The organism is Curtobacterium sp. UNCCL20, assembly GCF_900101675.1.
Lineage (GTDB): Bacteria > Actinomycetota > Actinomycetes > Actinomycetales > Microbacteriaceae > Curtobacterium.
In genome coordinates this window covers 1,168,561-1,192,732 of the sequence record NZ_FNKG01000001.1, presented here as the reverse complement: position 1 = coordinate 1,192,732, position 24,172 = coordinate 1,168,561, and the positions used below count along the sequence as shown (strand labels likewise).

Sequence of the window (24,172 nt, the reverse complement as noted above, 5' to 3'; positions counted from 1 at the left end):
AGGTTCCGCGGCAATCTGTCGCTTTCGCGGAGCAGCGGCCCGGCGCCCGGCGCCCGGCGCCCGGCCCCGCGTCAGCCCAGCTTCGCCGCGAACTCGTCGGGCAGCTTCTTCAGCGCCCACTCGATCGCCGCGGTGGTCCCCATCGAGAACGCCGAGGACACGTCGGGGTCGTCGAACACGATGGAGTGCCCGGCCTCGACCGACGGCACCTTCTGGAACAGCGGGTCCGACTCGGCCTTCGACGCATCGACGTAGATCGGCAGGATCAGCGTGAGGTCGGCGTTCAGCAGGTCGAGGTTCTCGTCCGAGAGGTGCACCGAGAACGCCTTGCCGGCCTGCTCATCGATGGCCTTCGGGATGGTGAAGCCGAGGTTCCGCATGAAGGTGGAACGACTGTCCGTCGAGGCGTAGGCACCGAACCCGTCGGCCGTGTAGGCACCGACCACGGCGGACTTGCCGTCGAACTCCGGGTGGGCCTTCCGCGCGGCGGCGTAGGCGTCGTCGAGACCGGCGAGCAGCTTCTTGCCCTCGGCCTCCTTGCCCAGCGCCTTCGCGATCATCGTGGTCTGCTGCTCCGTCGATGCGAGGTAGTTCTCCCCGCCCTTCGGGATCGCCACGGTCGGCGCGATGGCGGACAGCTTCGCGTAGCGGTCCTTGTCGCCCGAGGACTTCACGTCGAGGATCACGTCGGGCTTCAGCTTGAGGATGTCCTCGTAGCTTGGCTCGAGCGTCTGGATGATCTTCGGCGACTTCTTGTAGGCCCCCTTGAGCCACGGTCCGACGCCGTCGCCACCGAATGCGAGCCAGTCGCTCGCACCGACGGGCTGCACGCCGAGTTCGAGTGCGGTCTCGGCGTCGCCCCAGCCGAGGGCGACGACGCGCTTCGGCTTCGCGTCGATCTTCGTGGTGCCGAGCGCGGTCGTGATGGACACCGGGAAGGCGCCGTCACCGGAGGACGACGACTCGTCGGTGGACGTGCCGGAGCCGGAGGCGCACCCGGCGAGGACGAGGGACGCTGCGACGAGGGCGCCGGCTGCGGCGAGCACGCGTCGGAAACGATGGGGAGTACGGATCACGAAGGGTAGCCTAACCTAACGGCTGGCTCGGAGACACGGCTGGATACCCTGGCACCGTGACGTACCTCGACCCCGACCGCACCACCCTGGCGGTGCTCGGCTCCCCCATCGCGCACTCGCTCTCGCCCGCGCTCCACGCAGCGGCTTACGACGTGCTCGGGGTGCCGTTCCGGTACGGGAGGCACGAGGTCGCGTCCGGTGGGCTCGACGCGTTCGTCGCGGGGCTGGGCCGCGAATGGCGTGGGCTGAGCCTCACGATGCCGCTCAAACGCGAGGTGCTGCCGCTCCTCGACCGGACCACCCCGCTCGTCGACGAGCTCGGCGTCGCGAACACCATCGCGTTCCGCACCGAGGGCGACACCGTCCTGCGGCACGGCGCGAACACCGACGTCGAAGGGCTCGTCCGCCCGGTCGAGGCGCTCGGGCACCTGCCCGGCGAGGCGGCGATCCTCGGCGGCGGGGCGACCGCGGCGAGCGCCCTCACCGCGGCCGTGCGGCTCGGGGCGGCACTCGTGCGGGTGTTCGTCCGCGACACCGCGAAGACCGGGCAGCTCGTCGACCTGGCGGTGCGGCTCGGGGTCACCCTCGAGGTGTTCCCGCTCACCGAGCTCCCCGGGACCCGCCACGGGTTCGTCGTCTCGACGTTGCCCGGCGGTGCCGCCGACGACCTCGAGCTGCTGCCCTCCGGCCCCGACGCGGTGCTGTTCGACGTCGCCTACGAGCCGTGGCCCACCGCCGCCGCGAGCCGGTGGGGTGCCGACGGTGGCCGCGTGCTGAACGGCCTCGACATGCTCACCGAGCAGGCCATCGGGCAGATCCGGTTCTTCCTCACGGGTGACCAGGACGAGCTTTTGCCGCGCGAGGCCGAGGTGCGGAAGGCGATGCGCGCCGCCGTGGGCCTGCCCGAGACCATCACGGCCTGAGCAGCCCCGAAGACGAGCAGGACGCGCTCAGGCCACCACGCCGTCGACGTAGAACCAGCGCCCGCCCTCGCGGACGAACTCGCTCGTCTCCTCGAGCGTGCCCCGTTCGTCGTCGCTGCGCCACCACGCGCGGAACGCGACCGTGCCCCGGGAGTCGAACGGGCCTCCAGACTGCGTCGACAGCACGTCCAACCGTGTCCATCGCTGCTCCGGGTCCAACTCGAGCGTGGCCGGCCGCGTCCGCGGGTGCCACGTCAGCAGGAGGTACTCCGGCAGACCGAGCGCGAACGCGCTGAACCGTGACCGCATGAGCCGCTCTGCCGTCGGGGCGGCGGCCCCGGCGTGCAGGGGTCCGCAGCACTCGCCGTAGGGGTTCCCGCTCAGGCAGGGGCAGCGCGACTCGTCGGTGACCACGGCGGAACGCTAGTCGACGATCGAGAGCGCGACGGTGATGTTGCCGCGGGTGGCGTTCGAGTAGGGGCAGATCTCGTGGGCACGCTCGGTGAGGCGCTGGCGCTGCGACGGCTCGGCCGACGGGGCGTACACGTCGAGCTCCACCGCGAGCCCGAACCCGCCCTGCCCGTTGCCGCCGATGCCGACCTCGGCGGAGACCTCGGCCCCGGTGGTGTCGACCCCGAGCTCCTTGCCCGCGGCGTGCAGTGCCCCGAGGAAGCACGCGGCGTACCCGGCGGCGAACAGCTGCTCGGGGTTCGTTCCCTCGCCGCTGCCACCCATCTCCTTCGGCGGACGGGTGTCGAGGTCGAGGCGGTCGTCCTCGGTGCGCACGTGGCCGTCGCGGCCTCCGCCGGTGGCGTGGGCTGCTGCGGTGTAGACGATGTCGAGACTCATGGTCCGAGCGCATCGTGCGTTCCTGAGCGAGTGCTGGAACGCGGCGGAACGGCGGGCGGGGGCCGCTCGGCGTTGCGGGCGGCTCGGGCGTGTCCGGTCATGCGTGGCCGCCTGCAGCGGGCCACCGGGCGCCTGTCGGTGGCGGCGGGCACACTGGGCGCATGTGTGGAAGGTTCGTGGTCTCCGACACCACCGCTGATCTGCTGCCCGAACTCGTCGGTGGGCTCGCCGCCCGGACCGAGCACGTCGACGAGGACACCGGCGAGGTCGGCACCGGTCTCATCCCGAGCTGGAACGTCGCCCCGACCGACCCCGTGTTCGCGGTCCGGCAGCGCCACGGTGAACGGGAACTCCCGCAGATCAGCTGGGGCTTCGTGCCGAGCTGGGCGAAGGACTTCCAGAAGCAGCGCCCGAAACCGATCAACGCCCGCATCGAGACCGTGGCGACGAGCGGCATGTTCAAGCGGGCCTTCGCGACGAACCGCTGCATCATCCCCGCGCAGGGGTACTACGAGTGGGTCGTGCGCGAGGACGGCAAGGAGCCCCACTTCGTGCACGAGCCCGGCGGAGCCCTGGCGATGGCCGGGCTCGTGAGCGCATGGCCCGACCCGACGAAGCCCGAAGGCGACCCGGACAAGTGGCGGCTGTCCCTCGCGATCATCACCCGTGACGCCCACGTCGCCCCGGGCGAGGTCCACGACCGGATGCCGGCGTTCCTCACCCCGGACGGCTACGACGACTGGCTCGACGGCGGGCTCGGCACCGACGACCTGCTTTCCCTGCTCGACCACGAGTCACTGACGGTGGCGGCGGGGCTCGAGCAGTACGAGGTCTCCCGTGCCGTGAACAGCGTCAAGAACGACGGACCGCAGCTCATCGAGCGGGTCGCGTAACCAGCGCTGCTGCGCGAACGGAGCGCAACGGACTGGAGGCCCGGACCACGTGAGCAGATCTGCTCACCTGATCCGGGCCTCCGGGTCCAGTGCCGCGGTGCGGCCGGTCAGACCGTCCGCATCACGTCCGGCAGGACGACGTGCAGCCGCTCGGCGAGACGCCGCTGCGCCTCTTCCAGCGAGCGGAAGTCACCGACGTACTGGCCGAAGGTGTCGGACACGAAGTAGTGGGTGCCCTGCCGGTCGACGGTGCCGCCGTAGTAGCCGCCGTAGTTGGCGGCCCAGAGGCCGGTGTCGGGCTGGGACCAGGTGATGCGGGCACGCGCAGGCTGCGTGGGAGCGATGACCTCCGCTTCGATCTCGGCGATCGCCTCGATGGTGGCGGTGTCCAGGGTCACCTCGGCCTGCTGGCGGTGGGCGACGGTCGTGCTCATGGTGCTGCTCCTGACGTGCTGTGGTGCTGTCCGTGCTGCGGGTGGTGCGTCGTGCCTGGTGGTGCGACGTGCGTCGTGCCTGGTGGTGCGACGTGCGTGGTGCTCAGTCGACGGGGCGGATCACGGACGGCAGCATCACGTGGAGCTGCTCCGCGAGCTGCGCCTGGGCGAGCTCGAGCGACTCGAAGTCGCCGACGACGAGACCGAACGTGTCGGAGGCCACGTAGCGGCCGTCACGCTTGTCGATCGAACCGCCGAAGTAGCCGCCGTAGTTGGCGACCCATTCGCCGTCCTCTTCCTGGGTCCAGGTGAGCTTGGCGCGGGTGGGGCGAGGCTGCGGCTCGGCCAGGGCTTCGAGGACCGCGATGGTGTCGACGGTCTCGGTGTCGAGGGTGACCTCGGCTCGGCTGTCGGTGGGGACGGTGGTGCTCATGTCGCTCTCCTGCTCGCGCTCCGGGGTACATCTTCTGACACCAGAACGCTACGAGAGACAGCGCTGTCCACGCCACCGACCCCCGTTGATTCACGGGTTCCCTCAATGCGATCGATCACTGAGCCCAATGATTCCGGGCCGGTGCGACACACTATCGGGGTACAGGGGACAGATCGGGGTACTCGTTTCCCGTCCATTCCCAGCGGACGCCGCAGGCGCGCTCGAGCCGGTCAGCGGAGCAGCATCGGGGCAGACGGCAGGCGACGCCTCAGCGCAGGGCGCGCAACGCGTCCGCGATGACCGCGAGCGCCGCGTCGATCTCGTCCGCCACCCGCTTGTGTGTCGCCTCGGACCGGCGGTAGGGGTCGTCGACGTCGTCGTCTGCGGGGTCGGCCGGTGGCGACACCGTCCCTCGGAGCCGCGCGACCCGCTCGACGAGCTGCTCGGCAGACTCGACTCCGTCGAGGTCGGAGGGTTCGAGCCCGTCGAGCACCCGGGCGAACTGCTTGATCGTGAACGCCCGCTTTGCGGCACGGGGTGCGAGCGACACCACGGCGGCGCGGTGCGAGCGCTCGGCCGTGAGCACGAGGTCGGCTGCTCCTGCGATCGAAGGGGTGAGGTACCGCGACCGGTGCGCGGACGGGTCACCGCCGAGCCGCGCGGACTGCGCGGCAGCGGCACCGTCCATCGCGGCACCGTCATCGGCGATGGTGCCGGCCGACTCGACGGTGAACGCCGGAGCGTCACCGCCGAGCCGCGCCGTCAGGACCTGTGCGCCGAGCGGCGAACGGCAGATGTTGCCACTGCAGACGAACAGGACGCGCATCGTCACGGCAGGACGCTCACCGTCACGTCAGGACGCGCCGAGCAGGTCGTGCCGGACGACGATGGCGTCACGGCCGGGGCCGACACCGATCGCCGAGATCCGGGCGCCGGACATCGCCTCGACCGCCAGCACGTACGCCTGGGCGTTCTGGGGAAGGTCCTCGAACGAGCGGGCGCCCGTGATGTCCTCGGTCCAGCCGGGGAACTCCTCGTAGATCGGCTTCGCGTGGTGGAAGTCGGACTGGTTCACGGGGACCTCGTCGACGCGGACACCGTCGACCTCGTACGCGACGCACACCGGGATCGTCGCCAGACCGGTGAGCACGTCGAGCTTGGTCAGCACGAAGTCGGTCACACCGTTCACGCGCGCCGTGTAGCGGGCGATCGGGGCGTCGTACCAGCCGCAGCGCCGCGGACGTCCGGTGGTGGTGCCGAACTCGAAGCCGTTCGCGCGGAGGAACTCCCCCGACTCGTCGAACAGCTCGGTCGGGAACGGGCCGGCGCCGACACGGGTCGTGTACGCCTTGACGATGCCGATGATGCGCTCGAGCTTGCCCGGGCCGATGCCGGAGCCGGTCGCGGCGCCACCGGCGGTCGCCGACGAGGACGTCACGAACGGGTAGGTGCCGTGGTCGACGTCGAGCATGGTGGCCTGGCCGGCTTCGAACAGGACGGTCTCGCCGCGCTCGAGGGCACGGTGGATCTCCAACCCGGTGTCGGCGACCATCGGCCGCAGACGGTCGGCGAAGGACAGCAGCGACTCGACCACTTCCTCGGCGTCGATCGCGCGGCGGTTGAAGACCTTGACGAGCAGGTGGTTCTTCTGGTCGAGGGCCGCTTCGACCTTCTGGCGCAGGATGTTCTCGTCGAAGATGTCCTGGATGCGGATGCCGACCCGGTTGATCTTGTCGGCGTAGGTCGGGCCGATGCCGCGACCGGTGGTGCCGATCTGCCGCTTGCCGAGGAACCGCTCGGTCACCTTGTCGATGGTGCGGTGGTAGTGCGTGATGACGTGGGCGTTCGCCGACACGAGCAGCTTCGAGGTGTCGACGCCGCGGGCCTTCAGCGCGTCGAGTTCCTGGAACAGGACCTCGAGGTCGACGACGACGCCGTTGCCGATGATCGGGGTGACACCCGGCGTGAGGATGCCGGAGGGCAGCAGGTGCAGCGCGTACTTCTCGCCGCCGACGACGACCGTGTGCCCGGCGTTGTTGCCGCCGTTGAACTTCACGACGTAGTCGATGCGGCTGCCGAGGAGGTCGGTGGCCTTCCCCTTGCCCTCGTCGCCCCACTGGGCGCCGATGATGACTGCTGCGGGCATCTGGTTCTCCTCACGTTGGCGGAGGACCTCACGCGACCGTCGGGCCGGTGGTCCACCCGAGTCTATCGGCTGGTCACCTGCGCGCCACCTGCCTGTGGACAGCACGCGCGGCCTCCCGTCCGGACCGTGCGGTCGACCGCTCCGTCTGGGAGCGCGTGCACGTGCGCCGGGGCAACGTCACCGTCGTCAGACCCACCAGGGGTCGTCAGACCCAGCAGGGAAGGAGCAGGACATGAGCAACCTCGGCGACAAGGCGAAGGACTTCGCGGACAGCGACAAGGGCGAGAAGGCGACGGACGCCGGCCTGGACAAGGCGGCGGGAGCCGCCGACAAGGCGACCGGCGGCGGTCACGGCGACCAGGTCGACAAGGCGGAGCACGCGGCCGACGACAAGATCGGTGAGTAGGGCGGTCGCCCGGACCCCCGACGGACTGGAGGCGCGGTGCCAGCTGGCACCGCGCCTCCAGTCCGTCGGTGACCGCGTCGCGGATCGCGGCACCGGCCCCGGATCAGCTCCGGAAGAAGTCCTGGTAGCTCGGGTCGCCCACGAGCTGGGAGTGGCCGGGTTCGGCGAGGCGCGCCTCGATCATGGACTGGAGGACGTCCGGCGGGGTGAGCCCACGGCGTCGCCACTCCATCGGGTTGGCCCGGAGCTGCTTCAGGGTGCTCTGCGTCTGCATGCTCCAATCCTGGCACCGGATAACTAGTTCGCCTAACTACATGTCCCGTAGACGCACTCCGCGAAACACCGGTGCTCGTCCTCCACACCCCGACATGTCGGGGTGCGGAACACGAGCACCGGTGTTCAGCGCTCAGGAACCTGCGAGCGGGACCTAGCGGCGGGCGACCTTCGCGGTCGGCTTCGACGTCGCCGAGCCGTCCTGGTAGCCCTTCGCCTTCGCCGTGACCTCGACCTGCAGACGGTGTCCCGCGTCGGACGAACCGAGCGAGTAGGTCTGCTTCGTGGCACCCTGCACGGCCGCGCCGTCACGGAGCCACTGGTACGAGTACGTCACGCCCTTGGCGTCCCACGAACCGTGGTGCGCGGTGAGGCGCTTCCCGACCGTGGGGACGCCGGTCACCGTGACCGCGCTGCCCTTCCGGAGCGTCACGGTCGGAGCGGCGACGGTGGCCGACACGGTGTCGGCCTGGTCGCCGACCGCGTTGCCGAGGTGCAGCAGCAGGGCCGTGGCGTTCGCGACGCCGGTGCCGCGGGTGACCTGGAGCGAGCCCCGGTCGGCGAACAGCACGCCCGTCGCGGTGCCCTGCTCGAAGGTGAGCGCCGGCTTCGTCGGGTCGTAGGTCGCCTCGGCGGTCTCGTCGACCACGTAGGAGCCGCTGGTGGCGAGCGCCGGTGCGTACGCCGACTCGGTCAGGACCGAGTAGCTGAACGCCTTCGTCGCGCCGATCGCCGAGCCCTGCACGGTGAGGACCTTGACCGCGCTGTCGAACGTGTTCACGTCCTGCCCGGGAGCCCCGCCGTTCAGCGGCTGCGCGTCCACCGTCTCACCGGTGGCGAGGTCGACCGTGGTGGCGAGCGTCGCGTCCACCGCTGCCGACTTCGCGTCGTACAGCAGGTAGTCCGGCGTGCCGTCGCGGTCGGTGTCGATGAGCACCTCGACGTTGGTCACGGCGCCGGGGTTGGCGTCGGGACCGGCGGTCTGCACACCGAACGCGAGCGTGTCGGACGCCTTGTCGTAGTTCGCACCGTAGGCACGGACGTCAGCGGCCTGGAGCGACTGCTTCGCCGAACCGGCCGGGAACGACTCCTGGCCGTCCGTCCCACCGAGCACGAACGGAGCGACGGCGGCGTGGTAGCCCGTCGTGGCGTCGCCCTGGTCGACCGAGCGGCCGGTCAGCGCGAGGTCCGCGGTGCGCTTCGAGCCGGTGAACGAGACGTCCGAGCCGTGCACCGCGCTGACGGGCTTCGGTGCGACGTACGCGCCGAGCCGCAGCGGGTTGAGCGACTTGTCGGTCGGCGTGAACGTCACGACGCCCGACGCTGCGGCGACGAACTCTCGCTGGTAGCCCTGCTGCACCGACTCCTGGGTGGGGTCGATGACCCGGCGGAGCTGGGTCGGGTCGGCGATGGCGAACGTCAGCGTGACGGTGGCCGTGCCGTGCGGACGGACGGTCACGCGCTTCTTGCTGAGCGAGAACGCGACGCCCGGCTGCGACACCTGCGGCTGGTAGGCCACGTCGTAGGTGTGCGGGCGACCGTCGGTGTTCTCGATCTGCAGGGTGCGACGTTCGCTGGTCTTCGAGGCCACCTCGACGACACCGAACGAGGCGGTGACGAGCTGGTCGTTCTCGATGCTGCGGACCGTGGTGCCGGCCGTGACGGCCTGCAGGGCGTCGACGCGGCCCGTGCCCTGGCGGAGCAGGGTCGCGGTGCCGTCCCCTTGCTTCACGTCGTGGGTCGCGGTGTTCATCAGCGCGGCCTTCACCTGCGGTGCCGTCCACGTCGGGTGCGACTGGAAGGTCAGCGCGGCGATGCCCGCCACGTCCGGCGTGGCCATCGACGTGCCGCTCATCGACATGCGGCCGTCACCGGTGCCGTTGGCCGCGGAGATCACGTTGACCCCGGGGCCGGCGATGTCCGGCTTGACGATGTCGTCGAACGACCCGTGCACGCCCCGGCTGGTGAACGACGCGAGCGTGTTCACGGTCTCCGGGTCCGTCGCGAGTTCGAAGCCCTTGAGCTCGTCGGCGAAGCGGACGTGCAGGGTCCCGGCCTGGGCAGCTGCCTGGAGGCCCGTGGCGCTGTCCTTGGTCAGCTCGGCACCCGGGATGGTCGCGTTCCCCGCGATGCCCGAGTCGAAGGTGTTGACCGTGCCGGCAAGGAGGACGCCGATGCCGCCGGCCGCCTGGACGTTGCCGAACCGGACGCCGGAACCGCACTCGAGGGCTCCGTCGGTCCACTTCAGCCATACGACCTTGCCGGCGATCTTCGCGGCCTCGTCAGCGGAGAACGCTGCGCAGCCGTCGATGTTCGTGGTCGGGACGACGACGTCGCCCTCGACCGGCAGCTCGCCCTGGAAGTTCTGCGAGTACTGGGCACGCCAGGTCTTCGCGACGTCGGCCGGGGCGGTCGCCTCGACGCCGTCGTAGAGCGACTGACCGGTGGCGCTCGCGGCGACCGTCAGGGCTCCCTCGGCGTTGCCCGGCGAGCCACCGATGTCGGTGAAGTCGTCGGCGTTGCCGGAGGCGATCACGGGCAGGACCCCGCGGGCGGTCAGCGCGTCGATCTTGGCGTTGTCCGGGTCGTCCGGTGCGCCGTAGTCGGAGCCGAGCGAGAGGTTGAGGACGTTGATGTCCTTCCCCTCGGTCAGCGACTGGCCGACCCAGTCGAGCGCGGCGCCGGTGAGGTCGGTCGAGCCACCGTTGTCACCGAACACCTTGAGGGCGTAGAGGCCGGCCTCGGGCGCGGTGCCCGGTCCGATCCACATGTCCTGGACCTGCTGCGTCGTCAGCTTCGTGTAGTCGCCGTCGTACGTCTGCTTGTCGGCGTCGAGGCCGTAGCCGGCGATGGTTCCGGACACGTGCGTGCCGTGGTCGCCGCCCTTGCCGTCGATCGGGTTCTCGTCCGGCGCCGGGGTCGGGTCGTAGTCGGCGCTCGACGAGTCGGCGTTGTACGTGGGGCCGGCGAAGTCGTACCCGCCGAGGAACTTCGACGCGTCGAACCAGCTCGGGTCCGGCGCACCGGTGCTCGCCAGTGCTGCGTCGTAGGCCGCCGTGGTGCCGGGGCCGCCGAAGTCCGCCTGGGTGTAGTCGAGGCCGGTGTCGAGCACGGCGACGTTCACGCCCTTGCCCGTGTGACCGGTCTGCTGCCACGCGTCGAGGGAGCGCGTGTACACGTCGCTCGCCGCGTTCTTCGGCGTGACGCCGTCCGCGCCCGGCTTCGTCAGGCTCGGGTCGACACCGGAGGGCGCTGCACTCGAGTCGGCGTTGACGGTCGGGTCGACGACCTTCTTCGGCGTGAGCGGGATGACGCTCTCGACGTCCGACCGCTCCGCCACCTTCCGGAGGGCCTCGACGTCGGCGACGACGGCGACACCCGGCACGGTGTACTCCGTCGAGTAGAGCTCGGTGGCGTCGCCGTCGGACTGCTGCACGGCGTCGGTGACGGCATCGGTCGTGGCGGTGATCGCCTTGACGCGCTGCTTCGCGGCCGAGGACTGGGTCTTCGACCCGGTCAGGTCACCGCCCTTCGCCTGAGCGTCGACCTCGAGCGCACCCTGGCCGGTCGTCCGCACGAACGCGGCGATCGTCTTCGAGGGCTTGGCGTCGCGCAGCGGCTGCGCGAGCTTGAGGTCGGCCGCCGAGAGGCCGGAGGGTGCCGCGGAGGCTGCTCCCCCGACGGCGAGTCCGCCGCACGCCAGGGCCGCGGCGGCGATGCCGGCGGTCAGGACGCGCGCAATGCGGTGGGGGTTCGGGTTCGGGTCGGTGTTCGGTGTTGCACGGTTCAAAGGGCGCACTCCCGGTTCGTCCGTGTTTCGCGAGGAATTCCTGTGAAGTTATGCGCTTCCTGTCAGGCTGCACAGTCCGCTCTTTGGGGGACGTCCCTCGTTCGGGGGACCCTCCACCTGATAACTTGCACACCCGTGTGCACGTTATTACGATGGGTGCGTGACCACCTCTGACCAGTCGGGACGCGCGCCGCGCCGCGACGCGACCGAGAACCGAGCGGCGCTCCTCGACGCGGCGAAGACCGTCCTGCAGGGCGATCCCGACGCCTCGCTCGAGACGATCGCCTCCGCGGCGGGACTCTCGCGGCGTGCGGTGTACGGACACTTCACCTCGCGTGACGACCTCGTGCGCGAGGTCGTCACCGCCGGTGCCGGCCGGATCGCCGCCGCCATGCCGACCACCTCCGACCTCGGGGCCCTCCCGCCCGCAGCGCGCCTCGCGGCCATCGCGGTGACGCTCTGGTCCGAGGTCTCCCACGTCCGCTCGATGGCCCGGGTCGCCGTCCGCAGCCCGTTCAGCGAGTCCGTCGCCGAGGTGTTCGCACCCCTCCGCGCCCAGGTCCGCGACGCGTGCGCCCTGGGCATCGCCGACGGTGCGATGCGGAACGACGTCGACCCCGGGACCCTCGGCCGGCTGGTCGAGGGCGCCTGCATCACCGTGCTCGACGAAGCCACCCGATCCGGCACGTCCGACGACGACGGACGGCGCATGGTGGTCCTGTCGGCCCTCGGCGTCGCCGGCATCGACTGGCGCACCGCACTGCTCTCCGAGCCGCTCGCCCCCGTGACCCCGAAGGCCCCGACACCGGGCCGCTCGACCCCCGCGAAGGACCTCGTATGACCCTCGAACTCGACCACGTCGGCATCGGCGAGGAGCCCGGCGCCGCACTGCCCGTCGTCTCCGCCGTCGCCGCCCCCGGACGCCCGGGGGTGATCGCCGTGGAGACGGAGCAGGCGCCCGTGCTCGCCTCGCTCGTCGCCGGCGGCCGGATGCAGCCCGACACCGGGCGCGTGCTGCTCGACGGGCACGAGGACCCCGCGGCCGTCCGGGCGACCTTCGCCCTCGTCGACACCCCGGGCGTCGCCGAGCCCTTCCCGGTGATGAGCGTCAAGCAGATCGTGCGCGAAGAGCTCTCCTACGCCGGACAGCGCCCCTCCCGCAGCCACGTCGACACCGTCCTCGACGAGCTCGGCATCCAGCACTACGCCGACACCCACGTGCAGCGGGTCCCGACCGAGGTCCGCGTCCGGCTCCTCGTCGAACTCGCCCTGCTGCGCGAGGGTGTCACCGGCCTCGTGCTCACCTCGCCCGAGCGGCACGGCGGCGCCGTCGAGGGCTGGTTCGCCGTCGTCCGCGACGTCGCACGCCGTGGCGTCACCGTCGTGCTGGTGACCTCGAAGGCCGCTGCGGCGACCGTCGAGTCGCTGCTCGACACCGTCGCCACGCACGAGATCGTCGAGCCGCTCGACACCACCCAGACCGAGGGTCCCGAGGACGCGACCCGGAACGACGGAACCGAGCCGCGCCTCCAGGCCGACGCCGGAACCGTCACCGAAGCACCGGCAACCGTCCCGACGGAGGCAACCCCGTGACCACCACCTCGCTCGTCCGCGCCGAACTGGCGCGCCTCACCGCGACCCCGCTCGCACGCCTCGCGTTCATCGCCCTCATGGTCGTGCCGCTCCTCTACGGCGGCGCGTACCTCTGGGCCAACCGCGACCCCTACGCCAAGCTCGACCAGATCCCGGCGGCGATCGTGGACCAGGACGCCGGGGCCACGCTCGACGGCGACCACGTCGACTACGGCAAGGACGTCACGAAGGAGGCCATCGACGGCGGCGACTTCAAGTGGACGAAGACCACCGCGGCCGACGCGCGCTCCGGCGTGCGGAACGGCACGTACGACTTCGTCGTGACCATCCCGCACGACTTCTCCGAGTCGCTGGTGTCGGCACAGTCCGACGACCCGAAGCGCGCCGAACTCGTCATGACGACGGCGGACACGAACTCCTACCTGGCGTCCACGATCGCCGAGCAGGCGGGCAAGACCATGCGGACCGCCGTGTCCGAGCGGGTCGGCAAGCAGGCGGCGAAGACCCTGCTCGTCGGGCTCGCCGACGTGCGCGACAGCCTCGGCGACGCCGTCGACGGTGCCGGGCAGCTGGCCTCCGGAGCGTCCTCGGCGGCGTCCGGAGCGGCGACGCTGGCCGACGGCACCGGCAAGCTGTCCTCCGGCGCGTCCGAGCTCGCCGCCGGCACCGCGCAGCTCCCGGCGCAGACCAAGAAGCTCGACGACGGCGCGCAGCAGGTCGCTTCCGGAGCGGCATCGCTGTCGTCCGGGCTGGCGACCGCGCAGCAGCAGACCGCCTCGCTGCCGGCCGACACCGCGAAGCTGAACGAGGGCGCGCAGCAGGTCGCCGCCGGCAACAAGCAGCTCGCCGACCAGACCGACCCGGCCCTCGATGCGCTGAGCGGCCTCTCCCCGGACACCGTGACCGCGGCGATCACGAAGGCCGCCGCGGACCGTGGCGTGGAACTGACCCCGGAGGTGCAGGCGGTCATCACCTCCACCGTCCAGGCGCAGCTCGGCGACGAGCAGACGAAGGCCGACCTCGCGAAGGCCAAGGCCGCGCTCGAGGGCGTCGACCAGCTGCGCGACGGGTCCGCCCAGGTCGCCGCCGGCACCGCCGCCCTGGCGCAGGCAGCTCCGACGCTGTCCTCCGGCATCTCGTCCGCCGCGTCCGGCGCATCCCAGCTGTCGAGCGGGGCATCGCAGGTCGCCGACGGCACGTCAGCGCTGGCCGCGGCGGCACCGACGCTGTCCTCCGGTGCGTCCCAGCTCGCGACCGGTGCCGCCTCGGCCGACGACGGGGCGAAGTCCCTCGCGACGGGCCTGACGAAGCTGCAGAGCGGCTCGTCGGAACTCGCGTCGAAGCTCGACGACGGCCGGACCAAGATCCCCGCGTCGACCGCCTCCCAGCGGAACGACCAGGCCTCGGTGATCTCCGACCCGGTGAAGGTCGGTGACGACAACGTCGCCGCGGCCGCGAACTACGGCGCCGGCCTCGCACCGTTCTTCATCTCGCTCGCCGCCTGGATCGGCATGTACGCGCTGTTCCTCATCCTCAAGCCGATCTCGAAGCGAGCGATCACCGCGGTGCGGAAGCCCCTGTCGGTGGTGCTCGGCGGGTGGCTCACGCCGGCCGTGCTCGGACTCGTGCAGATGGTGGCGCTGTTCTTCATCGTCCGGTTCGCCCTCGACCTCAACGTCGTGCACGCCGGAGCCACGATCGGGATCATGGTGCTCGCATCGGCCACGTTCGCGGCGATCATCATGGCGCTCAACGTGCTGCTCGGGTCCGTCGGGCAGTTCCTCGGCCTGGTGCTCATGCTCGTGCAGCTCGTCACCGCCGGTGGCACCTTCCCGTGGCAGACGCTGCCGGGGCCGTTGGCAGCGCTCCACTTCGCCCTGCCGATGACGTACTCGGTCGACGCGATCCGGCAGACGATGTACGGCGGGAACCTCGGCACGGCGTGGTCCGACGCGGGCGTGCTCGCGTGCTGGCTGCTCGGCGCGCTCCTGGTGTCGTTCGTCGTCACCGCCAGGCAGACCCGCTCCCGCACGCTGCGGGACCTGCGGCCGAGCCTGATCGGGTAGCGCGGGGCGGCGCGGACCGGCGCGGCCCCGCCCCGCCCCGGCACGGCCCCGGCGCCAGCGCGTTCGCACAACTGAAGTGGCCCCGAACCCCGCATCGCCGCGGTTCGGGGCCACTTCGGTTGTGCGGCGGCGAACCGAACCGCGGCGCCCGGACCCCGCCCGGCCCGGCCCCGCCCGACCCAGCCCCAGCCGCCCGCGGGTAGCGTCCGCGCCATGGCGACGTTGCTCATCACCGGGGCCACCGGCAGGATCGGGACCGCACTGCGACCGAGGCTCCTGGCCTCCGGCCACGACCTCGTCCTGCTCGACGAACGTCCTCCGGACCCGGCCGTCGGGGAGCGCGAGCGCTTCGTGCCCGGGTCCGTGAACGACCGAGCCGCGCTCGAGGCCGCCCTGCCCGGGGTCGACACGATCGTGCACCTGGCGGGCATCCCCACCGAGGACACGTGGGACGCACTCGTCGACGCGAACGTCACCGGCACGAAGAACGTCCTCGAGGCGGCGGCGAGCGCCGGTGTCCTCCGGGTCGTGCAGGCGAGCTCGATCCACGCGGTCGGGCGGGTGCCGGAGCTCCTCGACGGGCGCGACACAGCGGAGCCGGGGTCCGTGCCGGGCGACCGGCTTCCCCGTCCGGACTCGTACTACGGCGTGACGAAGGCGGCGATGGAGCTCTTCGGGAGCCTCTTCGCGGACCGGTTCGGGATGTCGATCGTCTCCGCGCGGATCGGGGCGTTCGGCGACCGTCCGGGTTCGGCGCGGGCGCTGCTGATGTGGACCTCGCCCGACGACCTCACCCGCCTCGTACAGGCCACCGTCGAGCTGACCGAGCCCGGGCACCACGTCGTCTGGGCGGTCTCGCGGAACAGCGGCGCACCCGCCGACTTCACCGCCGGGGAACGGATCGGGTTCCACCCGGTGGACGACACCGCCGCGGTGCTCGATGCGGACGCCCGCGCCACACTGCCGGCCGAGGACATGGAGTTCCTCGGCGGGGAGCTGGCGAAGCAGCCGCTCGGCCGCCCGCGGGACTGACGGGCGCGACCCACCGCGTGGCGCGCCGCGCCCCGGCCGGGCCACCCGGACGACGGGACGTGCGCGACGGCGGCGAACCGCGCCTCCAGGCCGCGCCACCCGCCCATGTCACGTCAACCGCTACGATCGACGACGAGAGCCACGGAGGTCGATGCAGATCATGGGAGCCGGCAAACCCGCGACCATCTACGACGTCGCCGCGCGCGCCGGGGTCTCGAAGTCCCTCGTCTCGCTCGTGCTGCAGCGCTCGCCACGGGTCAGCCAGCAGCGCCGGGACGCGGTCCTGAAGGCGATCCAGGAGCTCGACTACCGCCCGTCGACCGCGGCCGTGTCCCTCGCCGGCACCCGGAGCCGGACCATCGGCGTCGTGCTCGACGACTTCCGGAACCAGTGGTTCGTCGATCTGCTGACCGGTCTCCGCGAGGCGCTGCAGGACCAGGGGCACCGCCTCGTCGTCGCCGACCGGTTCCTCAACACCGGGCTCGACGTCTCCCCTGTCGAGGGGTTCCTGTCCATGCGGGTCGAGGGGCTCGTGATCGCCGGCGAACCCGACACGGACCTCGCGATCCCCGCGTCCACGCCGCTCGTCATCGCCGGCGGCCGCGTCACCATCCCGCGCGCCGACACCGTCGCGAACGACGACCGTGCCGGTGGCCGGATCGCGGCCGAACACCTCCTCGGCCTGGGGCACGTCCGCCTCGGGTTCATCGGAGCACGGTCGGCAGCCTCAGCCGAGCGTCGGGCCGGGTTCGAGGCGAGGGTCGGGTCCGCAGCGTCCGTCTCCGTGGCCGTCCTGAGCGGCGAACCCACGGAGGAAGCGGGCTCCGAGGCCGTGGGCCGGCTCCTCGACGAGCACCCGGACGTCACGGCGGTGTTCGCCACCAACGACGTGATGGCCATCGGCGCGCTGTCCGAGCTAGCGGCCCGGGGGCTCCGGGTCCCCGAGGACGTCTCCGTCATCGGGTACGACGACACCCCGTTGGCGGCCACGCGGTACGTGGGGCTCACGAGCATCGACGACCGCAGTGTCGAGATCGGGCGCGGCGCCGGGGAGCGGCTGCTCGCCCGTATCGCGGACCCGCAGCTCGCTGCGACCGAGGTGCTCGTCGAGCCCCGGCTGGTCGCGCGGCGCACGACCGCGGCGCGCTGACGCCCGGTGTGTCGACGCGGCGTGCGCTGACACCGGCGCACTGACGCGGCTGCGCTGACGCGCGCGGGCCTGGAGGCACGGCTCACCTCCGCCCCGCTGCGCGCGACCGCGCGCGGCCGGGTCAGCCGAGGTCGGCGTGCTGGACGACCCAGCTGTGCATGACGATCGCAGCAGCGGCCGAGGCGTTGATGCTCCGGGTCGACCCGAACTGCGTGATCTCGAGGTGACCGTCCGCGCCGGCGACGGCCTCGTCGGTGAGGCCCGGGCCCTCCTGCCCGAACAGGAACACGCAGCGCTCCGGGATCGTCGCCGACTCGATGCGTTCGGCACCCGGGGTGTTGTCGATCGCGATCACGGGGCGGCCCTCGTCGTGCATCGCCGCGAGGAAGGCCTCGACGTCGGGGTGGTAGCGGACGTGCTGGTACCGGTCGGTCACCATCGCCCCGCGCTTGTTCCACCGTCGGCGCCCGATGATGTGGACCGTGCCCGCGAGGAAGGCGTTGGCGCTCCGCACGATGGACCCGATGTTGAGGTCGTGCTGCCAGTTCTCGATCGCCACGTCGAACGCGTGCCGTCGGGTGTCGAGCTCGGCGACGATCGCGTCCATCGACCAGTACCGGAAGCGGTCGACGACGTTGCGGGTGTCCCCCGCGGCCAGGAGCTCCGGGTCCAGCCGGGGATCGTCGGGCCACGGCTCGGGGTGGGGGCCGACGCCGTTCGTCGTCCGCTCGTGGGACGGTTCGGGCGCTTCGGTCACGTGTCCAGCGTACGGCTGGCTGCGTCGCGCTCGCGCCCGCGACCGCGACCGCGCCAGCGTCCGCGCCCGCGCCCGCGCCCACGCCCGCGCCCGCGTCAGCCGACGCGCGACTCGATCCCCGCGACGAGGATGTCGAGGCCGAGCTCGAACCGGGCGTCGTAGGAGTGTCCGCCGAGGAGCTCGCCGACGAGCGCGTGCCGCTCCGGGCGGCCCGCCTCGGAGTCGCCGCGACCGACCTGCACGCTCGTGTGCCCGACCACGAAGTCGTACACCACGAAGAACGCGTACATCGCCTCGGCGTCGCTCAGCCCCGCCGAACGCAGCGCACCGACGACCTTCGCCACGACGGCGTCGGACTCCGTGGAGACGAGGGCCCCGCGGCGGCTGTGGGACTCGAGCACGAGCGGGTGCCGGTGCATGAGGTCCCGGAACGTCGTCGCGAAGGTCCGGACGACCTCGTGCCACTCGTCCGGCCAGACGAACGTCGCGGTGAACTCGTCGACCGTGCGCCGCACGAGTTCGGCGTGCAGGTCGTCGAGGCCCCCGATGGTCCGGTGCACGGTCATCGGCGCGACGCCGAGCCGCAGCCCCAGCGCCCGGAACGAGAGCCGGTCGATGCCGTCCTCGTTCGCGATGCAGGTGGCCGCGTCGATGACCTGCTCGCGGTGCAGCACGTTCGGGCGCCCGCGGCGTCGTCGCGGAGCCGTCTCGACCTGCTCCGACACGGCGCCGGCGACCGCAGCGGCGGTGGGGCGGGGTGTGGCGGTCGGGGATCCGGGTTCGACGAGCACGAGGGCCTCCTTGATTCGGTACGTGTCCCGAAAAGCCTAGGGCAAAGCCGAGTGGCGTTCGGTGTCTCGACCATCTCGGCTCCTGAGCGTGCGCGCAAGAGCCGATCGGTTCCTCCCGGCCTGCTCCGAGGTGCCCCCGAGGCGGGCCGACACGGGCGGCCAGTAGGGTGAGGGCATGGCGACCCGCGACGACGTCGAGTGCTGGCTGACCGACATGGACGGCGTGCTCGTCCACGAGAACAAGGCGCTCCCCGGCGCACCCGAGCTCATCCAGCAGTGGCAGGACCAGGGCACCGAGTTCCTCGTCCTCACGAACAACTCGATCTTCACGCCGCGCGACCTCAGCGCCCGCCTCCGCTGGTCGGGGCTCGAGGTCCCGGAGGAGCGCATCTGGACCTCGGCGCTCGCCACCGCGGACTTCTGCAAGTCCCAGATGCCCGGCGGCTCCGCGTTCGTGATCGGCGAGGCCGGCATGACGACCGCGCTGCACGAGGCCGGCTTCATCATGACCGAGACCGCCCCGGACTACGTCGTCGTCGGTGAGACTCGGAACTACTCGTTCGAGGCGATCACCAAGGCCGTCCGGCTCATCCGCGACGGCTCCCGCTTCATCGTGACGAACCCCGACGCCACCGGCCCGAGCGCCGAGGGCGTCCTGCCCGCGACCGGTGCGATCGCAGCGATGATCGAGAAGGCCACCGGCAAGCAGCCCTACGTGGTCGGCAAGCCGAACCCGATGATGTTCCGCTCGGCGATGAACCGCATCGGCGCGCACTCGGAGAACACGGGCATGATCGGCGACCGGATGGACACCGACGTGCAGGCCGGCATCGAGGCGGGCCTCCACACCGTGCTCGTCATGACCGGCATCAGCGACCAGGCCGAGATCGACAAGTACCCGTTCCGCCCGAGCGAGGTCATCGCCGGCGTGCACGAGCTCGTGCGCACCGAGCCGTTCGAGGTCGAGCTCTAGGGATCTCCGCTACTCGACGGTGACGAGCGTCCCGAGCGGCAGCGCGTTCACGGCCGCGACCGCTTCGGAGGACAGCCGCACGCACCCGTGCGACACCGCCCCCGAGGTCGTCGCGTTCCAGTGCAGGCCGATGAGCCCGCCGTCGTGGCCACCGTACGGCTCGTCAGCAGCGCTCGAGTGCAGCGACGTGAGCTGGATCGGGTGGTCGCCGGTGCCCTGCGCCGGGTCGACGTACCGCTGCTCCAGGTAGCCGGTGACCCCGGTCGGCGTCGGTGTGTCCGCCGTGCCGACCCCGGCGTCGAACCGCTCCGTGACCGTGCCGGACGCGGACACGATCGACACGGACTGGTCCTTCGTCGAGATGACGATGCGGGAGGTCGGGGTGGAGACCTCCCGGAGCGATGCCACCGGCACCCACGCCGAGGTCTGCGCTGCGGCACCCGCTCCGCCGGACGCCGAGGGGAGCTGCTGGCGCGCCGGGGTGAGCACGAGCTCCCAGGCGCCCTCGCGGCGGAGCCCGACGACCGTCGTCGGCTGTCGGAGGAAGTCGGCCGCGGCGAACCGGGCGACGGGCTCCTCGCGGGCGGCGCCGAACAGCGGGGCGTCCGCCCGGAGCTGGAAGACGGTGTCCGCCGTGACGGTCCGGTCGAAGGGCATGAGTCCGCCGATGACCGCAGAGTACTGCGCCTCCGGCAGCGCGGCGAGGGCGGCCGGGCTGACCCGTGGCACCGACGGCACGGCGGACGCCGACGCCGAGCGGGTCGGGCCGGCTGCGGCGGGCGCCGGTCCCCCGCCGAGCATCGGGACCGCTACCGCTACCGCTCCGGTCACGGCCACGGCGGCCGCCGTGACGCCGATGGTGGCCCAGAGGGTTCGAGTGCGCATGACGGGTGTGCTCCAGGAGGAAGTGGTGAGGGCCGGCGCCCGCGGGGTGCGGGCGCCGGCCAGGGTGGTGGTGCCGAGCGTCAGCCGCTGACGACCGGCAGGTGCACGCCGGTCCCCGGGTCGACGACCGCGGTGCCGGTGCCGCCGCCGGTCCCGGTGTCGCCACCGGTGCCGGCCGCAGCCGGGGTCACCGTGATCGCCAGCGGCGTCGCCAGCACCGAGGCACCGGAGGCGTCGGCCAGGTCGATCGTGTGCGCGCCCGTGGCGGTCCCGGCCGGGATCGTCACGCTGCCGGAGACGGTGCCGTCCGCGGCGACCGTGAGCGTGCCGACGGTGACCGGGTCGGAGTGCAGGACGACCTGCAGGGAGGAGCCGGCGGTGAACCCGGTGCCGGCGAGTGCGAGCGAGCCGCCCGCGGCGACGGACGTGCCCTTCGGCGCGGTGAGCACGCCGGTGAGGACGCGGGCGGAGCCGCCGGTCGCGAGCACCTTGACGCTGCCGTCGGTCGCGACGGACACGGTGGCGCTGGTCGCGGCGGCGAGGTTCAGTCGCTCCCACGAGCCGTTGGCCGTGCCGGTCTGGTCGAGCGGCTCCCCTGAGGCGCTCTCGGTCTGCGCGAGCACCGAGGTGCGCTGCGCGTCGGTGAGCGTCGGGAACGCGGTGAGCAGCAGGTTCGACGCGCCCGTGGGGACGGACGGCGCCTGGCCGGTCGCGCCGGTCGCGGTGAAGCCGTAGCTCATGCGCTCGGTGTAGACCTTGACGGCCGATGCCCGGTCGGTGACGACCTGCGCGGTCCCGCCGGGGATCGCGGCGCCGCCGTAGGGGTCGTCCGTGTAGGGCTTCTCCGCGGCGATGCAGTGCGCGAGCGTGTCGCCGCACTGCTGCTCGAGGTACTTCGTGAGCTCGGCACGGGCCGGCTCGAGCACGTCGGTGCGGTACTGCGTGTCCGACCAGCGGGCAGCGAGTGCGGCCTCACCGTCGATGCGACCGCCCATGATGTCGAGCGGGTAGTGCACGCCGAGGACGATGCGGTCGTTGCCGGCCTCGGACGCGCGGGCGAGGAGCTCCGGCGCCAGCTCGGGCACGAGGGTGGCGAGGGTGATGCCCGCCTGGTACGCCGTGGTGGTGTGACCGGACGGGTACGAGCCGCCGGTGCAGATGCCCTGGGTGCCGTAGCCGGCGTCGAGCACGACGTCGTTCGGCGAGAACTCGTGCGTGGTGTCCGTGGTGGCAGGCACGCGGGTGATGTCGAGCGTCCCGTCGGCCGATGCCCACGCCTTGCCGGCGCGGTTCGCCGACAGCGACGTCGCGTTGACCTTCGTCGGCGCGCAGTTCGTCTGGTCGTCGGTGGCCGGCAGCGTCGCCGTCGTGGTGCCGGGCAGGTACGGCCGCGGGTAGCTGTAGTGCGCCTTGGCGTCACCGGTGCTGACGTACGCGCCGCTGGTGCCGGTCGAGCTGTTCACCAGCGCCGACGTGAGGGGCAGTGCACCCGAGTTGCGGCCCTGCACGTAGATCTTCTCGAGCGCGTCGCCGAGGCCCTGCGACACCGTCGACGACTGGTCGTAGCCCGTGTTCGTCGCGTTCTGGTACTCGGAGTCCTGCAGCGCCTTGAGCTGCTGTGCCTTCGTCGCGTGCTGGTTGATCCACGACGTCAGTTTGTCGTTCTGGGCGAGCGTCGCCCCGTCCTTGACGGTGCCGTGCAGGTCGTTGGTGCCGCTCGAGGCCCAGAACTGGTCGTAGCCGTTCAGCAGGGAGACGAGGTCGGGCTTCGCGGTGTCGCTCGGGTAGCCGGCCGCGTTGGCGACGATCGGCGAGCCGAGCACGAGTGCGGTCGCGACCGTCGCGACGGTCACCCCGCGGAGTGCGGTTCTGCGCATGTGTGTTGGTCGCCCGGTGTGCGGGCGACACCCCTCTCTCGATGGTTCCGATGTGGAAACACCGCGACGGTACGGAGCCGCGGTGGACGAGTGGGGAACATCGTCCCAAGCCGAGGTGAACCGGGCCGCAGCCTGTGCGCACTCGCAGGGCGCGCCTCCCGTCCGGATTCGCGTCCGACGCGTGGTCGCGTCAGGTGACGGCCTGGAGGCGCGGCGCCCCCTCCTGCACCGCGTACGCCGCCATGGGCGGGACCGTCCGCCACCGGCGCCGCAGGCGGCGCGGCCGATCGTCACGCCACGCGACCAGCCCGCCGGCGACGACGCCGAGGGCCAGCACCCCGAACGAGAACAGGCCGAGCAGCCCGACGAACACGATCTTCGACGGGTCCTGCACGTCGGTCGTGGCGGAGAGCCCGATCGACCCGAAGTCCCAGAACGCGTGCAGCAGCACGGGGAGCAGCAGGCTCCCGGTCAGGCGGCGGGCGACGTACAGCGTGGAGCCGAACGACGCCGCGAACACCACCTGGACGAGCGTCACACCGATGCTCGCACCAGCCAGGGCGTTGAGCAGGTGGAGCAAGCCGAAGAGCACGCACGAGAGGGCCCACACCCCGAACTCGGGCAGCCGGCGCCGCAGCCCGACGAGCAGCACACCCCGGGTCATGAGCTCCTCGAACACCCCGACGAACAGCACACCGACGGCCAGCAGCAGGAAGTAGTGCCCCGGCAGCGCCGACCAGTCCATCAGCGGCAGCCGCACCACGCAGACGAGCACGATGAGGACGGGGGCGAGGACGGTCCAGCGGAGCCTCGTCCGGGTCGGGTCGACCGTGGCGATCCGCCACCAGCCGAGGCCCGTGACGACCAGGCAGAGCGCGAGGGCGGCGATGCCCTCGGGGATGACGAGTGCGCGGACGACGCTGTCGACCGTCTCCCCGAGCGTCGGGTAGTCGTCGCTCGGACGGGCACGCCAGGCGCTGACGGCCGCGAACACCACGAGGGGCGCCAGCCCCACCAGCAGCGAGGGCGGGACCGGCCAGCGGCGTCTCCGGGGGCGTTCCACGTCCTGTTGTTCCACGTCCTGTTTGTACCAGTGCAGCCGTACCATTGGCGGTATGCGCCTGCCTTCCCTGTCGACGATGGCGGAGGACTACGTGAAGCTGGTCTGGAAGGCGAGCGAACGCGGCGGCCCCGGACTGGCGACCCGGGACATCGCAGCGGCGTTGCAGGTGTCCGCGTCGACGGTGTCGGGGAACCTCCGGAAGCTCGACCGCGACGGTCTCATCGAGCACACCCCGTACTACGGCGTGGTGCTCACCCCGCTCGGGCAGCAGGTCGCCGTGGCGATGGTCCGACGGCACCGGCTCATCGAGACCTTCCTGGTCGAACGGCTCGGCTACTCGTGGGACGAGGTCCACACCGAGGCCGAGGCGCTCGAGCACGCGGTGTCGGAGACGTTCCTCGACCGGGTCGACACCGACCTCGGCCACCCCACGCACGACCCGCACGGCGACCCGATCCCCCGCACGGACGGCACCGTGCCGGACTCACCGGGGACGCTCCTCGGGGCGATCGAGCCCGGCGCGTGCGGCACCGTCGACCGGGTGTCGGACGACGACCCGACACTGCTGCGGTACTTCGACGAGCTCGGGGTGGGCCTCGGCACGCACCTGCGGGTGGAGCGGGTGCGGGACTACGCGGGCGTGATCGCCGTGACGCGCCGGACCCCCGACGGCGAGGAGTCCCTCGTGGACCTGCCGGCCGCCGCCGCCTCCGCGATCTGGCTCGCCCCCGACGCCGACTGATACCGCCGCGCGCCCGCGCT

The 24,172-nt window shown here is 71.9% G+C and carries 24 protein-coding genes; 10 read left to right on the top strand and 14 right to left on the bottom strand.

What is annotated here, in order from left to right; genetic code table 11:
- Positions 1 to 71 precede the first annotated feature (71 nt).
- Positions 72 to 1,046, bottom strand: a complete 975-nt coding sequence (locus BLT36_RS05875; RefSeq protein ID WP_092092796.1) for an iron-siderophore ABC transporter substrate-binding protein — start codon at positions 1,044 to 1,046, stop codon at positions 72 to 74.
- Positions 1,047 to 1,132: 86 nt separating this feature from the next.
- Here BLT36_RS05875 and BLT36_RS05870 point away from each other — a divergent pair, with 86 nt between their 5' ends.
- Positions 1,133 to 1,999: a shikimate dehydrogenase family protein gene (locus BLT36_RS05870; protein WP_092092793.1), complete on the top strand. Its 867-nt coding sequence runs from the start codon at positions 1,133 to 1,135 to the stop codon at positions 1,997 to 1,999.
- A gap of 27 nt (positions 2,000 to 2,026) precedes the next feature.
- Here BLT36_RS05870 and BLT36_RS05865 read toward each other — a convergent pair whose 3' ends face one another.
- Both BLT36_RS05865 and BLT36_RS05860 read right to left on the bottom strand, forming a co-directional pair.
- Positions 2,027 to 2,413: a YchJ family protein gene (locus BLT36_RS05865; protein ID WP_092092791.1), complete on the bottom strand. Its 387-nt coding sequence runs from the start codon at positions 2,411 to 2,413 to the stop codon at positions 2,027 to 2,029.
- 9 nt (positions 2,414 to 2,422) lie between these two features.
- Positions 2,423 to 2,848, bottom strand: a complete 426-nt coding sequence (locus BLT36_RS05860) for an organic hydroperoxide resistance protein (protein WP_092092789.1) — start codon at positions 2,846 to 2,848, stop codon at positions 2,423 to 2,425.
- A 161-nt stretch (positions 2,849 to 3,009) separates the two neighbouring features.
- On the opposite strand from BLT36_RS05860, the gene BLT36_RS05855 reads away from it, so the two are divergent.
- Positions 3,010 to 3,741 carry an SOS response-associated peptidase gene (locus BLT36_RS05855; RefSeq protein ID WP_092092786.1) on the top strand — a complete coding sequence of 244 codons (732 nt, stop codon included), beginning with the start codon at positions 3,010 to 3,012 and terminating at the stop codon, positions 3,739 to 3,741.
- Positions 3,742 to 3,848: 107 nt separating this feature from the next.
- Here BLT36_RS05855 and BLT36_RS05850 read toward each other — a convergent pair whose 3' ends face one another.
- From BLT36_RS05850 to BLT36_RS05835, 4 genes are all read right to left on the bottom strand, one after another.
- Positions 3,849 to 4,175, bottom strand: coding sequence for a hypothetical protein (locus tag BLT36_RS05850; protein WP_092092784.1), 327 nt, complete (start codon positions 4,173 to 4,175; stop codon positions 3,849 to 3,851).
- A 103-nt stretch (positions 4,176 to 4,278) separates the two neighbouring features.
- Positions 4,279 to 4,608, bottom strand: coding sequence for a hypothetical protein (locus tag BLT36_RS05845; RefSeq protein ID WP_092092781.1), 330 nt, complete (start codon positions 4,606 to 4,608; stop codon positions 4,279 to 4,281).
- Positions 4,609 to 4,876: 268 nt separating this feature from the next.
- Complete coding sequence (locus BLT36_RS05840) at positions 4,877 to 5,434, bottom strand: arsenate reductase/protein-tyrosine-phosphatase family protein (protein WP_254787508.1); 558 nt, start codon at positions 5,432 to 5,434, stop codon at positions 4,877 to 4,879.
- Positions 5,435 to 5,461: 27 nt separating this feature from the next.
- Positions 5,462 to 6,754, bottom strand: coding sequence for an adenylosuccinate synthase (locus tag BLT36_RS05835; protein WP_092092775.1), 1,293 nt, complete (start codon positions 6,752 to 6,754; stop codon positions 5,462 to 5,464).
- Positions 6,755 to 6,986: 232 nt separating this feature from the next.
- Between BLT36_RS05835 and BLT36_RS05830 the strand changes: the two genes are divergently transcribed.
- On the top strand, positions 6,987 to 7,160 hold the full coding sequence (locus tag BLT36_RS05830) for an Rv0909 family putative TA system antitoxin (RefSeq protein ID WP_092092772.1): 174 nt from the start codon (positions 6,987 to 6,989) through the stop codon (positions 7,158 to 7,160).
- Between the two features lie 103 nt (positions 7,161 to 7,263).
- Here the strand turns inward: BLT36_RS05830 and BLT36_RS18645 are convergent, their stop codons facing one another.
- Both BLT36_RS18645 and BLT36_RS05825 read right to left on the bottom strand, forming a co-directional pair.
- A complete protein-coding gene (locus BLT36_RS18645) occupies positions 7,264 to 7,434 on the bottom strand; it encodes a hypothetical protein (protein WP_175529509.1) in 171 nt (56 codons plus the stop codon).
- Between the two features lie 153 nt (positions 7,435 to 7,587).
- A complete protein-coding gene (locus BLT36_RS05825; protein ID WP_175529508.1) occupies positions 7,588 to 11,223 on the bottom strand; it encodes a S8 family peptidase in 3,636 nt (1,211 codons plus the stop codon).
- A 160-nt stretch (positions 11,224 to 11,383) separates the two neighbouring features.
- Here BLT36_RS05825 and BLT36_RS05820 point away from each other — a divergent pair, with 160 nt between their 5' ends.
- The 5 genes from BLT36_RS05820 (at position 11,384) to BLT36_RS05800 (ending at position 17,064) form a co-directional block, all read left to right on the top strand.
- Complete coding sequence (locus tag BLT36_RS05820; protein WP_092092767.1) at positions 11,384 to 12,064, top strand: TetR/AcrR family transcriptional regulator; 681 nt, start codon at positions 11,384 to 11,386, stop codon at positions 12,062 to 12,064.
- The gene (locus tag BLT36_RS05815) at positions 12,061 to 12,816 is read left to right on the top strand and encodes a P-loop NTPase family protein (protein ID WP_092092764.1); all 756 of its coding nucleotides are present in this window, start codon (positions 12,061 to 12,063) and stop codon (positions 12,814 to 12,816) included. Before BLT36_RS05820 ends, BLT36_RS05815 begins: the two co-directional genes overlap by 4 nt.
- Positions 12,813 to 14,882: a YhgE/Pip family protein gene (locus tag BLT36_RS05810; RefSeq protein ID WP_092092761.1), complete on the top strand. Its 2,070-nt coding sequence runs from the start codon at positions 12,813 to 12,815 to the stop codon at positions 14,880 to 14,882. Before BLT36_RS05815 ends, BLT36_RS05810 begins: the two co-directional genes overlap by 4 nt.
- Positions 14,883 to 15,095: 213 nt before the next feature.
- Positions 15,096 to 15,914 (top strand): NAD-dependent epimerase/dehydratase family protein, encoded by an 819-nt coding sequence (locus BLT36_RS05805; protein WP_092092759.1) that lies wholly within the window; start codon positions 15,096 to 15,098, stop codon positions 15,912 to 15,914.
- 151 nt (positions 15,915 to 16,065) lie between these two features.
- Positions 16,066 to 17,064, top strand: coding sequence for a LacI family DNA-binding transcriptional regulator (locus BLT36_RS05800; protein WP_254787355.1), 999 nt, complete (start codon positions 16,066 to 16,068; stop codon positions 17,062 to 17,064).
- A 121-nt stretch (positions 17,065 to 17,185) separates the two neighbouring features.
- Here BLT36_RS05800 and BLT36_RS05795 read toward each other — a convergent pair whose 3' ends face one another.
- Positions 17,186 to 17,821 carry a TrmH family RNA methyltransferase gene (locus tag BLT36_RS05795; protein WP_092092757.1) on the bottom strand — a complete coding sequence of 212 codons (636 nt, stop codon included), beginning with the start codon at positions 17,819 to 17,821 and terminating at the stop codon, positions 17,186 to 17,188.
- Between the two features lie 95 nt (positions 17,822 to 17,916).
- Positions 17,917 to 18,612, bottom strand: a complete 696-nt coding sequence (locus tag BLT36_RS18640; protein ID WP_092092755.1) for a TetR/AcrR family transcriptional regulator C-terminal domain-containing protein — start codon at positions 18,610 to 18,612, stop codon at positions 17,917 to 17,919.
- A gap of 175 nt (positions 18,613 to 18,787) precedes the next feature.
- Between BLT36_RS18640 and BLT36_RS05785 the strand changes: the two genes are divergently transcribed.
- Positions 18,788 to 19,585 carry an HAD-IIA family hydrolase gene (locus tag BLT36_RS05785; RefSeq protein ID WP_092092752.1) on the top strand — a complete coding sequence of 266 codons (798 nt, stop codon included), beginning with the start codon at positions 18,788 to 18,790 and terminating at the stop codon, positions 19,583 to 19,585.
- A 9-nt stretch (positions 19,586 to 19,594) separates the two neighbouring features.
- Here BLT36_RS05785 and BLT36_RS05780 read toward each other — a convergent pair whose 3' ends face one another.
- The 3 genes from BLT36_RS05780 to BLT36_RS05770 all read right to left on the bottom strand — a co-directional run bounded on the left by BLT36_RS05780 (position 19,595) and on the right by BLT36_RS05770 (position 23,425).
- Entirely contained in the window at positions 19,595 to 20,470 is an 876-nt protein-coding gene (locus BLT36_RS05780; RefSeq protein ID WP_092092750.1) for a L,D-transpeptidase, read from the bottom strand.
- A gap of 80 nt (positions 20,471 to 20,550) precedes the next feature.
- Entirely contained in the window at positions 20,551 to 22,347 is a 1,797-nt protein-coding gene (locus tag BLT36_RS05775) for a phosphatase PAP2 family protein (protein ID WP_092092747.1), read from the bottom strand.
- A 190-nt stretch (positions 22,348 to 22,537) separates the two neighbouring features.
- The gene (locus BLT36_RS05770; RefSeq protein ID WP_139166382.1) at positions 22,538 to 23,425 is read right to left on the bottom strand and encodes a CPBP family intramembrane glutamic endopeptidase; all 888 of its coding nucleotides are present in this window, start codon (positions 23,423 to 23,425) and stop codon (positions 22,538 to 22,540) included.
- 37 nt (positions 23,426 to 23,462) lie between these two features.
- Here BLT36_RS05770 and BLT36_RS05765 point away from each other — a divergent pair, with 37 nt between their 5' ends.
- The gene (locus BLT36_RS05765; protein WP_092092742.1) at positions 23,463 to 24,152 is read left to right on the top strand and encodes a metal-dependent transcriptional regulator; all 690 of its coding nucleotides are present in this window, start codon (positions 23,463 to 23,465) and stop codon (positions 24,150 to 24,152) included.
- Positions 24,153 to 24,172 lie beyond the last annotated feature (20 nt).

What these genes read in the sequence shown, in the direction of transcription:
- BLT36_RS05860 (WP_092092789.1), bottom strand. Translation starts at nt 2,848, where the DNA reads ATGAGTCTCGACATCGTCTACACCGCAGCAGCCCACGCCACCGGCGGA.
- BLT36_RS05805 (WP_092092759.1), top strand. Translation starts at nt 15,096, where the DNA reads ATGGCGACGTTGCTCATCACCGGGGCCACCGGCAGGATCGGGACCGCA.
- BLT36_RS05815 (WP_092092764.1), top strand. Translation starts at nt 12,061, where the DNA reads ATGACCCTCGAACTCGACCACGTCGGCATCGGCGAGGAGCCCGGCGCC.
- BLT36_RS05765 (WP_092092742.1), top strand. Translation starts at nt 23,463, where the DNA reads ATGCGCCTGCCTTCCCTGTCGACGATGGCGGAGGACTACGTGAAGCTG.
- BLT36_RS05845 (WP_092092781.1), bottom strand. Translation starts at nt 4,608, where the DNA reads ATGAGCACCACCGTCCCCACCGACAGCCGAGCCGAGGTCACCCTCGAC.
- BLT36_RS18645 (WP_175529509.1), bottom strand. Translation starts at nt 7,434, where the DNA reads ATGCAGACGCAGAGCACCCTGAAGCAGCTCCGGGCCAACCCGATGGAG.
- BLT36_RS05830 (WP_092092772.1), top strand. Translation starts at nt 6,987, where the DNA reads ATGAGCAACCTCGGCGACAAGGCGAAGGACTTCGCGGACAGCGACAAG.
- BLT36_RS05775 (WP_092092747.1), bottom strand. Translation starts at nt 22,347, where the DNA reads ATGCGCAGAACCGCACTCCGCGGGGTGACCGTCGCGACGGTCGCGACC.
- BLT36_RS05780 (WP_092092750.1), bottom strand. Translation starts at nt 20,470, where the DNA reads ATGCGCACTCGAACCCTCTGGGCCACCATCGGCGTCACGGCGGCCGCC.
- BLT36_RS05835 (WP_092092775.1), bottom strand. Translation starts at nt 6,754, where the DNA reads ATGCCCGCAGCAGTCATCATCGGCGCCCAGTGGGGCGACGAGGGCAAG.
- BLT36_RS05785 (WP_092092752.1), top strand. Translation starts at nt 18,788, where the DNA reads ATGGCGACCCGCGACGACGTCGAGTGCTGGCTGACCGACATGGACGGC.
- BLT36_RS05855 (WP_092092786.1), top strand. Translation starts at nt 3,010, where the DNA reads ATGTGTGGAAGGTTCGTGGTCTCCGACACCACCGCTGATCTGCTGCCC.
- BLT36_RS05850 (WP_092092784.1), bottom strand. Translation starts at nt 4,175, where the DNA reads ATGAGCACGACCGTCGCCCACCGCCAGCAGGCCGAGGTGACCCTGGAC.
- BLT36_RS05800 (WP_254787355.1), top strand. Translation starts at nt 16,066, where the DNA reads ATGCAGATCATGGGAGCCGGCAAACCCGCGACCATCTACGACGTCGCC.
- BLT36_RS05840 (WP_254787508.1), bottom strand. Translation starts at nt 5,434, where the DNA reads ATGCGCGTCCTGTTCGTCTGCAGTGGCAACATCTGCCGTTCGCCGCTC.